The organism is Myroides gitamensis (genome assembly GCF_029894455.1).
In the GTDB taxonomy this organism is placed as follows: domain Bacteria; phylum Bacteroidota; class Bacteroidia; order Flavobacteriales; family Flavobacteriaceae; genus Flavobacterium; species Flavobacterium odoratum.
Genome location: NZ_JARYHN010000001.1, coordinates 3,074,908 through 3,088,168, shown reverse-complemented (window position 1 = coordinate 3,088,168; position 13,261 = coordinate 3,074,908). Strand labels below are relative to the sequence as shown.

Annotated in this window: 5 protein-coding genes and 1 pseudogene; 2 read left to right on the top strand and 4 right to left on the bottom strand. The window is 36.1% G+C overall.

Annotated features, from left to right (window positions below; translation table 11 throughout):
• Positions 1 to 54: 54 nt before the first annotated feature.
• The 4 genes and pseudogenes from M2306_RS13725 to M2306_RS13710 all read right to left on the bottom strand — a co-directional run bounded on the left by M2306_RS13725 (position 55) and on the right by M2306_RS13710 (position 2,981).
• Positions 55 to 825 carry a UDP-2,3-diacylglucosamine diphosphatase gene (locus M2306_RS13725; RefSeq protein WP_115092218.1) on the bottom strand — a complete coding sequence of 257 codons (771 nt, stop codon included), beginning with the start codon at positions 823 to 825 and terminating at the stop codon, positions 55 to 57.
• 6 nt (positions 826 to 831) lie between these two features.
• A complete protein-coding gene (locus M2306_RS13720; protein ID WP_002989073.1) occupies positions 832 to 1,284 on the bottom strand; it encodes a 6-pyruvoyl trahydropterin synthase family protein in 453 nt (150 codons plus the stop codon).
• Positions 1,285 to 1,366: 82 nt separating this feature from the next.
• Positions 1,367 to 2,149, bottom strand: coding sequence for a hypothetical protein (locus M2306_RS13715; protein ID WP_259187566.1), 783 nt, complete (start codon positions 2,147 to 2,149; stop codon positions 1,367 to 1,369).
• 69 nt (positions 2,150 to 2,218) lie between these two features.
• Positions 2,219 to 2,981: pseudogene (locus tag M2306_RS13710) on the bottom strand (enoyl-CoA hydratase/isomerase family protein).
• 1,167 nt (positions 2,982 to 4,148) lie between these two features.
• On the opposite strand from M2306_RS13710, the gene M2306_RS13705 reads away from it, so the two are divergent.
• Together M2306_RS13705 and M2306_RS13700 are read left to right on the top strand one after the other, a co-directional pair.
• Entirely contained in the window at positions 4,149 to 9,878 is a 5,730-nt protein-coding gene (locus M2306_RS13705) for a DUF11 domain-containing protein (RefSeq protein WP_259187568.1), read from the top strand.
• Between the two features lie 31 nt (positions 9,879 to 9,909).
• Positions 9,910 to 13,185: a phage tail-like protein gene (locus tag M2306_RS13700; RefSeq protein ID WP_259187569.1), complete on the top strand. Its 3,276-nt coding sequence runs from the start codon at positions 9,910 to 9,912 to the stop codon at positions 13,183 to 13,185.
• Positions 13,186 to 13,261 lie beyond the last annotated feature (76 nt).

Genomic DNA, 13,261 nt, shown 5'->3' with positions numbered 1-13,261 from the left:
TTCACGACTTTACAACTTTACAAATAGCAACTTCACAATAACAAAAAAAGCCTTCTATTCAGAAGGCTTTTTATATTTTTCTAGGTGAAATTCACCGTCAAAGTGACCATAGGTAAAGTAATTAATCCAATCTCCTAGGTTGATGTATTTTGATTGTTGGTTTAAATCAATCACCATCGGTAGGTGACGGTGTCCAAATACAAAGTAGTCATAGTGTTGTTGTTCTAATTTTCGCTTTGCATAGAGGACTAGCCATTCATTGTCTTCTCCTAAGAAACGCACATCTTCAGCTCCTGAGATTAATTTGTTCTTTACAGATAAGTATTGCGCTAAACGTACACCAATATCTGGGTGTAACCAATTGAACAACCATTTAGAAAATCGATTGGTAAATACTTTTTTCATTCGTTTGTACCCTAAATCTCCAGGACCTAAGCCATCGCCATGTCCAATGAAAAAACGCTTGCCATTGATGGTGAAAACTTGGGGTTCATGAAAAACAGGTATACCTAACTCCTTTTGGAAGTAGTCATTCATCCATAAATCGTGATTGCCAACAAAGAAGTAGATGGGAATTCCCTTGTCTCTTAGCATTGCTAATTTGCCAAGTATACGAACAAATCCTTTGGGTACAACCGTTTTATATTCAAACCAGAAGTCGAATAGATCGCCCAAGATGAATAGCGCTCCCATGTCTTCTTCCTTTTCGTTTAGCCATGCTAAAAAAAGCTGTTCTCGCGGTATGCTTTTTTCACGCGTAGGCGCTCCGAAATGTTGATCAGAAGCAAAGTAAACCCCTTTTGTTGTATCAATAGTAAAATTCACAGGAGTCTATAGATTATCAGATTGATACCATTCTGCATAAGACGAATCTGTTTCTTGCAAACGCAACGAAAACAAAGCAAGATTCTCCGGTAAACGATTCTTGATTTTATTGGCAAAATCAATCACCATATTTTCACTTGTTGGTTGGTAATCAACTAAAATTACGTGGTGTCCACGGTCTTTCAGCTCTTGTGCTAACTCAACGTGAGGTGTATTTTTATTGAAGACTGTAGCATGATCAAAAATATCTACAATTTCTTCTTTTACTATTTTCTTTAGATCACTGAAATCAATTACCATCCCGAATTTTACATTAGAGGAATCGGTGATAGGTGTACCAATTACTGTAACAGCTAGTTTATAGCTGTGTCCGTGTACATTGCGACATTTACCGTCATATCCATATAATGCATGACCTGTTTCGAACGTAAATTGTTTTGTAATTCTAATTTTAGACATAACCAAAAATTTTGACAAAGGTAGTGAAAAATCTAGTTGGGTTGTCCCTTCTTTGGTTAGGTTTTGGTTTGAGCCGTTGATTTTAAAATATACGATACTGGAGTTGAAGCTTTGCCATTGGATAATATTTAAACCAATTGATGTAGGTGTCTACTTCTCCAAAGTTATTGCCTCTTGCTAGTGTTGGACTAATCTCAACTCCATTTTGTTTTAATTCATAATCGCCAGCATATAAAAGTCCGAGTTCAAATTTAACGCCAAAACGCCTTTTAGGTACGGCCCGACCTAGTCCTATACCGATATAAGGCTTGGTGGTATTGCCGAGTGTTAACTCCGCATCTAATTTTCCGTTAGTAATATCCAATTTCTGACCATTGAAGTCAAGTTCAGGCCAATCGTAGGGTGGTTGTAATTGCGCTGGACTTCCATCGCGATTGACGATGATTCCATTTGCAGAAAGCTTTGTTTTTCCAAAGTAAAATCCTCCACTAAGATAGAGTATCCCCCCTTTGAATGGATAGTAGTCCACAACGAGATTACCGTGTACATTATTCATTTTAGCTTTCATGTCATAGGCTACGTTTTGCCCGAAAGCTTGACGTAATGCACCATATGGATCGTCTAAATTAAAACGATGCGATTGGGTGCTATAACTGTAGGTATTGAAGCCTCCTTTTAGTAGAAAATGAGGAGACAGTGGAGTTGCTATTTCTAAATTGAAACCTAAAGTTGTCAGTCCTGTGGCAATCGTAAGCTGTTTAAATGCTTCAACATCCTGTGATGGGGTGCTATGCTGTGCTAAAAGGATACAAGGGCCTAGCAACAGGGAAGACAGGAGAAGGAATGATAATCGTTTGATTTTCATTTTTCTTTTAAAGGTAGGTAAAATAAAAACACGATTTCAAGTGAAATCGTGTTTATTCAGCGGATGCTATTATTTATTTTTAAAAGCGTTTAACGCGTTAATTGTGAAATCTGATAATACTAAACGACCAGAAATCTCTGCTCTTTCTGTTAGTAATTCATCCCAATTTGAAGTTCCTTCCCAAAAGATTTGTTTCATTTCGGTTAAGGCCTCTGGGTTATAGGTGCTTACGCGCTGTGCAAAAGTGTTGAGTTCAAGATCTAATCGCTCTGTCGTTTCATACACTTCATCATATAAACCATGTTGTTGTGCCCAAGTAGCTGTTTTCCATTCGTGTGCAGCTAAAGACATGGAAGTAAAAGCGGTTTTTCCTATTTTTCTCGATACAGCAGGTTCGATAACAAATGGACCAATACCAATGGCTAACTCAGATAATTTGATAGACGCCTGTGTTGTAGCGAAACAATAATCACAAGAAGCTGCTAATCCAAACTCCTCCGCCTACCGTTTTTCCGTGAATACGGCCGATAAATATTTTTGGACTTTTGCGAATGGCATTGATAACATGTGCAAAACCAGAAAAGAATTTCTTTCCTGTGGCTTTGTCTTGGATAGCCAATAATTCATCAAAAGAAGCACCTGCGCAAAAAGCACCTGTTCCTTCGCTTTGTAGAATAACAGTGGTAACCGCTGTGTTGCTGTTTAATTGGGTAATTGCAGTGGTTAACTCTTCTAATAAAAAGCTTGGAAATGAGTTGCTTGCAGGGCTATAAAACGTAATAGTTGCAATTTTATCCGCTATGGCGGTTTTTATATTGGCGTTTTGTTGCATAATAATAGTCTTTTGCCAAATGTAAGAAATCTTACGAACGCAATAAAATGTTTATAAGGCTCAACCCAGTTTTGGTTCTTAGCGTAAAATAATTGTGTTGGATTAAGAAAAAATTCACATAATGAGATTTTATAAAAGGAACCTGAATTTAACGTATTTAACGTTTAATTTTAGGTTAAAAATAAGGGATGTAATTAGATTGCAGGTATTAGAGAAAAAAATACTTTTCTTTACTAGGTTGATGATTTTTAATAAACAAGGAGTATCACTTGTAAAAATACATGCTGAACGCATTTTTTTAAAACTAAAAATGCAGTATATTGGGTAACTTTTTATCGCTTATTTCTATCCTTATTTAGAGGACAAAAAGCACTTTTTATACTTCAAGATGTCTTTTTAGAACCACTTCGAAAAATGCGATTTTTTGACTCTTCTCAAAATAATTAACTTAAAATCATTTAATAGTTGTTAATTAACTTTTAAGGTTGTTTTTTGTTTTAATATTAACTTTTTTAAAGGTTATTATCCTTTTTATTTCAAAAAATAAATGTGAATATGATAATTTTTTAAGCTGATGTATTGTGAATAATATTCTATAAATAGTTTATTATTTGCACATAATTGTTTATTTTTGTGTTGATTTTATACAATAACGCATAATAATCATGAAGATATATTTATACCTTTTACTACTAAAACGAAGGAAAACCTAAGAAAAGGAGTAAAAAATATAAGTATTTATAAGCATAAAGGACATTTCAGTGGTTTTCTAATAATTTACTTGGGCTGAGCGAAAAAAAGGAAAATCCAGAAAAAAAAGCAAAAAAAGAGAAAGAACTATAAGAAGAAACGAAAGTATATTTCTGTAGATATTTTAAGTGGGATGCTTAAAAACTACGCAGGATTGATCGAAAAAAAATAAATATAAAAAATAGATTTAAGTTGACTTGGGCTGAGTAAATTTAAATGTATTAGTAGCAATAGGAATGTCTACGCTGTACTTACACAGTGTAGCATTGCCGTGTATTTTTCTGTTCCATACACTGTTGTATTGGAACCACTTCTTTATATTTTTTAGTAGATCTTCTATTTATGACACATATGCGTATCATGCATATTGTTGTTGTGCTATACATATACACCTTACACATTAAAAACTATAATAATATGTTTAATAGACAACACATGGAAGAGAAAATTACTTTTTCCCTCTGGACGAGGGTGTTAATTTTTCTGGTACTCTTAGTACCATTGGTCCAAGGATATGGACAAACGAAGGTTTTTGCGACTTCACAAACTAATGGGCTTCGAGAAGCAGGGCAACTTTTAGTTGGTATGTCTGAATATCAAGATAAATCGACAAGTACAATAGCGAAGGTAGACAATGTATCTAGACTTGTAGATGGAAATGATACTACTTATGCTACCCTAACCTCCAAAAGTGCAACTCTTTTAGGAATAGGAGCAACAGGAGAAGCTTGGGTTACGATGAAGTTTCCCGCTAATTTGACACAAAATACTACTTCATTTATAAAAATTGACAAACCTATTAATACAGGATTATCTGTCAATTTAATTGATTTAATAGGAGGTTTGACTGGACTTTTTGAGAAAAATATGATCATTGTCGAAGCTTCTTTAAATGGAAGTAAAATTGAAAGTAGTAAAGTAAAGACCTCTTTAGTAGAAAATAAAGATGGAACGCTTTATGTTGCAATATCTTCTCAAGAAATATACAATTCGGTTACAATTCGATTGAGAAGTGCAACGGCTGCTCTAGGTATTCAACTAGGGGCAGGGTTGGAAATGAATGTATATGGAGCTTTTCATTATGTAGGTGATACTTCTTGTGGTAAGCCTTTAGTGACGGGCGTTGAAGCAGTAGGATTAAATGTTAATCTACTTGGTGGATTGTTTACTACTGTAGGTACAAATCAATATGGAAAATCCATAGATGATGATGCAGATACTTATGCCATATTGAAAATTGGAAATATTTTAAATGTTAATGTAGGAAGTTATTTCTCACAATATTTTTATTTCCCAAATAAATCAAAAACGGATGCAACATTTACAATTAAATTAGGCGCTAATACCGGATTACTGGATTTAGCTTTGATTTCTGGTTTAGAAATTAGAGCGTATGAAGGAAATAAAGAAGTTTATGTTCGTGCATTAAGAGGAGGTTTGTTAAATGGAGTTGAAGTATTAGGCTTATTAGGAGGAAGTTCTCCTGCTACTTTAACTTTTGCACCAGGTAGGTCTTTTGATAAAGTAGAGATTCGCTTGAATACTGCAGTGAATGTTGGTCTAGCCAGTGGTGGATTGCGCATTTATGATGTTCAACGCTATGATGGAACTACTTGTATTAATCCAAATTTTACTATTCCAACTCCTACGCAAGTTCCTTTTGAAACCGCTAGTTGTGTTACTTCTTTAGTGGATTTCCAAAATGTTGACTTCGCTACGAATGTATTGGATAATAATAACGAAACCTATGCAACTTTATATGCAAAAGCGGGAACGTTATTAGCCGGAGAATATTCCTCAGGTATGATTCACATGGCTTATCCAAATACAGTACCAGCCTATACAACTTCGTATATCCGCATCGATATGGAAGATGAAATTATCCATAAGTTGTTAGGTGGAACACTAGGTAATTTACTCGGTGGAGTAGTGGGAACCTTAATTGGGAATCACTATTTTGAGGTAGATGCTTACAATGGATCTAACTCAGTTTCCCATACAACAAGTCAAAATGGTTTTGCCAACACTACAGGAGGAAAAATGACCGTTGTTCAAGATAAAATCGGAAGATTCTATCTTGCTGTTACTCCTAATCAACCGTATACAAGTATTAAAATTACCAATAGCGTGTCAGGTCTTGCAAATGGTGCAGTTCGCGCGTTGAAAGTATATAATATGTGTCGCGAAATCGGAACAAATCCGTGTTTTGCACCACAGTTTACATCTTACGATCAAACTGGACTCAGTCTGAGTCTAGGTTCGTTGAATGGGGCTGGAGTAACTAATCCATATTATGCAATTAGTGGTAATTCTTCTGATTATGCAGAGATTAGTACTGGAACAGTTGCTGTTGCGGCAAAAGTAAGACAAGCAATTTACTTCGGAAAACCTTCTCAAGTTGGTGATCAAATAAAAATGCGTTTACAGTTAAATCCTACAGGACTTTTAGCTTTGGATTTAGCAGGTAAGTATAGTGTGGTCACTTTCTTAGGTGATCAACAGAAAGAAGTATTCACGTTACAACAAGGTTTGATTAATAATCTAAATTTATTAAACTTATTCAAATCAGGGGGAATTCAAACGTTGACTTTTGATACAACCCAAACATTCGACCGTGTTGAAATACAGGTTGGGTCTTTAGTGAATGCCTCTGTTATACCAGCCATTCGCTTATATGATGTGAAACGCGTGAGTACAACTTGTCCTGAATCAAGTGGGGCTTCTCCTTTTACGACACCAGTTTGTGCAACTGAATTATTGGACGCAAGTAACGTCAATGATATCAATAACCTATTTGATGGTAACTTTGATTCCTATGCAACGTTGCAATCAGGAGCAGGGTTTTTATTGGGATTAGGCAATAAATATGAAGGTTATGTTGAAATGGGATATGCCACTTCGGTACCTGCCAACACCACGTCTTATGTTCGTATAGATTTTGAAAATACGGCTTTAGAAAAGTTAATAAGCGGAAGTTTAGGGAACCTAGTCACCGGAATATTAAATGGATTAGTATTTGGAAATCACGATTTTGAAGTTCAAGTAAAAAATGAACAGGGAAATGTTATTTTAAATAGAGGAACACAAACGACTAATGCTTCTTCAAGTGAAGGAACCATTAGAGTTGTGGTTGATAAACTAGGACGAACCTATTTAGCTATTACGCCAACTAGTGCTTATAAATCCGTTCGTATTATTGATAAAACAAATAGTGCCTTAGGCCTTTTGGCACAACCCAACAGCATGAATGTTTATGGGATGTGTTATGAAACTGCTCCAGCAACTTGTGTAGCTCCTTTTGCAACTTCGTATGAATATGAAGGAGTTAATTTATCTGTGAATGCTTTAGGCGGAGCAGGAGTTACATACCCTGAACGTGCTATTGATGATAATTCTACCCATGGCTCACAAATGAGTTTAGGTACAATTAGTGTTGCAGGTGGTGTGAAACAATGGATTTATTTTAATTCACTATCTGAAGCAGATGATATTACTAATATCCGATTGAAAGTTGGTGCAGGAGGCGTAAGTGTTGACCTATTGGCAAATCTAGAAATAGCATCTTATAGAGGGGATGCCCTTGTAGATCGTTTGGATTGGAATAACGAGTTGTTGGAAGGAGTAGATCTTTTAGGCTTGCTAAATTCTGCTAATGTTGTTGATATTCCATTTAAACCCAATGGCATATATGATCGAATTGCGATTAGTATTAAAAGTGTAGTCGGTGTTGGAGTATTTCCTCCAGTAGAAATCTATAAGGTAGAAAGACTTTGTAGTCCCTATGGACCCGATCAAAACTTAGTATCATGGAAGTCATACAAAGTAAATGATGATGCTGCTACTGATTTCGTAACAGGAGGAGAAACAATTGAATATACAATTCACGTGAAAAACGTTGGTTCAACAGTAGTTAATCAATTTTCAGTGTCTGATCGAATCCCTACAGGTACATCTTTTGGTACTGATTTTTCCAATGGAACTTTGTCTGTTAATAGAGATCTAATAACTTACAATTTCTCAGGTACAATGACACCAGGGAATGAGCAAAGATTTGTATTTACAGTAGCTGTAAATCCTACGTTAGAGGGTATCTTACAAATAAAAAACACTGCTTTTACGAAAGAAGCGGGAGACATTATTTCATATCCTTCTTATCCACCAGTAGATAATACCAACCCTACAGAACCAGATCTAACAAAGAACCCTGGAACGATTATCCAAGTAGTACATAGTACGGCATTGCCTAAGGCGATTATCACCTCAGATCACGGGAATGCTGTATGTTCAGATACGGAGTTTACTTTAGATTCAAATAAAGGTCCTGCTGAGGCAGATACGTACCAATGGTATTTTGGTGATGAAGCGATTGATGCGACAATGGCTGGGTCAACGAATCCAAATTACGGAAAGGAAAAGACACTAACAACTAATTATCCAGGTAGTTATACGGTTGTGTATACCAAAGGAGCAGAAGTTTCAGTTGAATCAGATCCTTTTGTCGTGACTCAAAGTCCTACGCCAGTTATTCAATTTTCATCGAGTCAACGTATTAACGTGACGATACCAAGAGATCAAAATACAGTAACAGTAACCTTACCAACAGCTACTGTTGAAGGAGGAAATGGAACTATAAAATGGTATAATGATCAGGCTGTAGAATTTGATGGATCTTCTATCACATTTGATGCTCCTGGAGTTTACATCTTAACTGTAGTGGCTCAGGGAACTAATCAATGTGAATCTGTTGAAAATGTAATGATTACCGTTTATGATGATAGCTTATGTCCGCCTATGATAGAAAGAGTGTACGCAACAGGTTCATCAAGCTGGGGATCTATCATTACGGGAGGAGTTAGTGGTACAAGTAATACAATTGATGGAGATCCAACAACTTATTCTACGTTAACAACGGGTATTGGACTTTTAGGTATCGGTACCGTATGGCAAAATATCTATTTTGAAGAAGAAGCAACTGCGGGTACTCCTGTAACCATTAAGCTTGGAAAACAATACAGTGGATTGATGCTAGCTGGAGGTATTTCAGTTGTAGGATTAGATGCTGATGGTAATACCATCGGAACGTTAAAATCAGTTCAAGGTGGTTTATTAGATTTATTAGCAGCGGATAATGTGATTGAATATACATTTGTTCCTTCTGATAAAAATGGACCTAAAAAGTATAAAGGGGTTCGTGTTTCTCAAGGATCTTTATTGAGTGTTGCTCAAATAGCTAAAGTGTACCATGCGTATCATACGAAAAATGTAAGTGCATTTTCACCTGAATACTGTGAACCTGTTTCTGATAATGTACATCCAGCAGTACTAGATGTATTACATGGAGTGCAAGATTTAGGTTTAGGAGTAGCAAGTGCAACCGCTTCTGTTGCTAATCCATGGAATGCTGTGGATGGCAATCTTGAAACGTATGCTACGATAGCTAGAGGTGTTGCTGTGTTGAATGCTGCAAGTTTAACAGTAGTCTTTAAACAACAAGCGATGCCTGGAGATAAATTACATATCGTAACGGAGGTTCCAGGAAATCCTATTTTGAGTTTAGAATTAATTAAAGGCTATACAATCCAACGCTATTTAGGAGATCAAAAAGTAGGAGCAGAGATTGATGGAACAAATGGTGCTCAAATTCTAGATCTAAAATTATTAGGATTGGGGTATCGCAATAAGTACAAAATGATCATCAAAGACATCGATCAACCTTTTGATCGCGTTAAGATTTCTTATGGAAGCGTGGTTGGAGTACTTGGAGACCTTACTAGGATATACGAAGTAACAGTGGCTCCTCGAATTGATGTTGGCATTGATATCGACGAGGAATATTTAGACCTATGTCAAGGCGGTATATTAACTATTAATGCTGAAGACAACTGTTCTACTTATGAAGTTTATACCGAAGAAACAGGTGGTACACCAGTTCCAACAGAAGGATTGAATAACTTCAGATTACCTTATTATTTACCTGAATATCAGGATGAATTACCTGGAGATACAGGTTTAGGACCAAAATACAGTGTTGTTTATGTACAAACGTACAGAAATGGCTGTGTCATAGGTAGAAGATTACCTATTCGCTTACTATTGAAAAATTGTTCAGTAAAGTCAAATCTGAACGTCACACAAAAAATTAAATAAGATATACTAGAGAATTAAAACATATAGCACTATGAAAAAAATCACATTATTAGCGGCAGTTTTAGGAGCTTCATATTTTGCGAATGCTCAGGTAGGTATAGGTATACCAACACCTGTTTCGTCTACACAATTAGACGTGACAGCTAACGATAAGGGTATTTTAATTCCTCGCGTTCCATTAACGGCGATAAATGAATTTAAGCCAATTGTAGGAACACAAACGGAGAGTTTATTAGTATATAATAGTAACGGTACTGATATTCCAACCGGATTCTATTATTGGGTTGATTCCAAATGGAATAGAATTGTTGGAAAAGCAGAGCTGGATCAAGTTATTGAAAATTTAGGCGATAATATTACCAATTTAGAAGCAGATGTAAAAAACATACAAACAGTAATTAATTACATTTTACCTTCTAATCCTTCTAATGATGCTACTACGCCAGAAACACATACAACAGTAGTATATAAAGATGGTAAATTTTATACGGTAACGTATGATGCCACAACACAAACATACACAACTCAAGAAATCAATTTTGAGGATATGGTGAATGGTTTTGAAACGAAAACATTCATGAAAGAGGTATTGAATGCAGAGGGGAAAGTAATCGGAATGATTTACTTTTCAGAGCAAACAATTATCGATTGGTTAGCGGCAGATGCTGCAAATACAATTGCGAATATTCCAAATAATGCACCTGGAGCAATGCCAATCAAAGTGAAGGATATTGTGGTAAATAATATCCAAGAAATTTTAGAATCACCAACAAATATCACGATTACTACAACAGAAGGGGATAGAACCTTTACAACTGTAGAGGAATATTTGCAATACATTACTCAATTTTCAAATGGTAACGTAATCTATACAGAAATTGCAGATCCAGCCAATGCAGGTCAAACGATTTGGGTATTCCAATATTGGGATGAAGCAACAAATACGTACAAAACCATCGACATCCAAGGTTTAGTAGAAGCTGCTGAAACGAATACTACGATTGTTTCGTACAACAACAAACAATACTACTTATCTGAGGCATATATCAAAGCAGGAGGAGAAACAAATCCAGCAAATTGGACAGCTGTTCCAGCAGGTGCGATTCACGTAGATGTAGTAGGTGGCGTAATCAACAATATCCAAGAGATTTTAGAATCACCAACCAATCTTACGATTAACACAATAGAAGGAAGTAGAACCTTTACCACAGTAGAAGAATACATACAATATATTTCTCAATATTCAGATGGAAATGTAGTGTACAGAGAAATCGACGATCCAGCCAATGCGGGTCAGAAAATTTGGGTATTCCAATATTGGGATGAAGCAACAAATACGTACAAAACTATTAACATCAAGGATTTAGTTGAAGCAGCTGAGACCAATACAACAATTGTTGTGTACAACAACAAACAATACTACTTATCAGAAGCGTACATCAAAGCAGGAGGAGAAACAGATCCAGCAAATTGGACGGCTGTTCCAGCAGGTGCGATTCACCTAGATGTAGTAGGTGCAGTGATTAACAACATCCAAGAGATTTTAGAATCACCAACGAATATCACCATTACTACAACAGAAGGTGATAAAACGTTTACCACAGTAGAAGAATACTTACAGTACATTTCTCAATATTCAGATGGAAATGTAGTGTACAGAGAAATCGACGATCCAGCCAATGCGGGTCAGAAAATTTGGGTATTCCAATATTGGGATGAAGCAACAAATACGTACAAAACCATCGACATTCAAGGTTTAGTAGAAGCAGCTGAGACCAATACTACGATTGTTACTTATAACAACAAACAATACTACTTATCAGAAGCGTATATCAAAGCAGGAGGAGAAACAGATCCAGCAAATTGGACGGCTGTTCCAGCAGGTGCGATTCATGTAGATGTAGTAGGAGGAGTAATCAACAACATCCAAGAGATTTTAGAATCACCAACGAATATCACCATTACTACAACGGAAGGTGATAAAACGTTTACCACAGTAGAAGAATACTTACAGTACATTTCTCAATATTCAGATGGAAATGTAGTGTACAGAGAAATCGATGATCCAGCCAATGCGGGTCAGAAAATTTGGGTATTCCAATATTGGGATGAAGCAACAAATACGTACAAAACCATCGACATTCAAGGTTTAGTAGAAGCAGCTGAGACCAATACTACGATTGTTACTTATAACAACAAACAATACTACTTATCAGAAGCGTATATCAAAGCAGGAGGAGAAACAGATCCAGCAAATTGGACGGCTGTTCCAGCAGGTGCGATTCACGTAGATGTAGTAGGTGGAGTAATTAACAACATCCAAGAGATCTTAGAATCACCAACGAATATCACAATTACTACAACAGAAGGTGATAAAACGTTTACCACAGTAGAGGAATACTTACAGTACATTTCTCAATATTCAGATGGAAATGTAGTGTACAGAGAAATTGATGATCCAGCCAATGCGGGTCAGAAAATTTGGGTTTTCCAATATTGGGATGAAGCATCTAATAGCTACAAGACTATTGATATTAAAGATTTAGTTGCGCAGACAGAGACGAAAACACAAATCAAACGCACTGAAGTTTTAGTAGATGGTACATTACCAACATTTGGAGAAGTACGTACAGCACCAGTAGCAGGAGACGTGAAAAAAGGGGAAATCTTCTATGAGTACAATGCTGAGGGAGGAAATGTAGATTACATCAATATGACGGAAGATATCTTAAACTCAATCAACAACAACGAAGAGATTAAGAATGCAATCACGAATGTATTGAATTTAGGAGGTAACGTGTACTTCGGAGATCACGATAATGATGATAATACTCCTGCTGTATTCTACCAAGTAATTACCAAGCTAGATGGTACTAAAGAGAACAAAGAAATTGAATTACCAGCTTCTTTCTTAGTGAACTTGATTAACAAGTACAAAGATATTGTGAAGCAAGCATTAGGTGATACAATTATTAATGAAGGAGATACAGTGTTCACTGGAAATGTTTACAATGGATATAAAGTGTATCTAGGAAAAGGAGCTACAACCATCCAAGTGTATTCTGCAGTTGCTACGCCTGTGTCGTTTGCTAGTTTAGCAGGTGATAAACAAATTAGACAGGTATTGGGAATCAAATTACTCAATGCAGCAGGACACATTGTAACGGAGAGCACAACGGATGTTGCTGTAGAGACTGGAACAACAGTGAAATTTAATATTGGTGTAGGTAATCAATATATGATGTTGCCAGCAGGTGCTTATGAAGTTGTAGTTGAATATGCTTCAAACGAGCAAGTTCAACCCTAATTTAAATTAATCAATAGCGAAATGATGGGGCTTTATTGTAACAGATAAACCCCATCATTTTAAACTTAAACAAAAC

Coding starts and splice junctions, on each gene's coding strand:
- M2306_RS13715 (WP_259187566.1), bottom strand. CDS start 2,149: ATGAAAATCAAACGATTATCATTCCTTCTCCTGTCTTCCCTGTTGCTA.
- M2306_RS13700 (WP_259187569.1), top strand. CDS start 9,910: ATGAAAAAAATCACATTATTAGCGGCAGTTTTAGGAGCTTCATATTTT.
- M2306_RS13720 (WP_002989073.1), bottom strand. CDS start 1,284: ATGTCTAAAATTAGAATTACAAAACAATTTACGTTCGAAACAGGTCAT.
- M2306_RS13705 (WP_259187568.1), top strand. CDS start 4,149: ATGTTTAATAGACAACACATGGAAGAGAAAATTACTTTTTCCCTCTGG.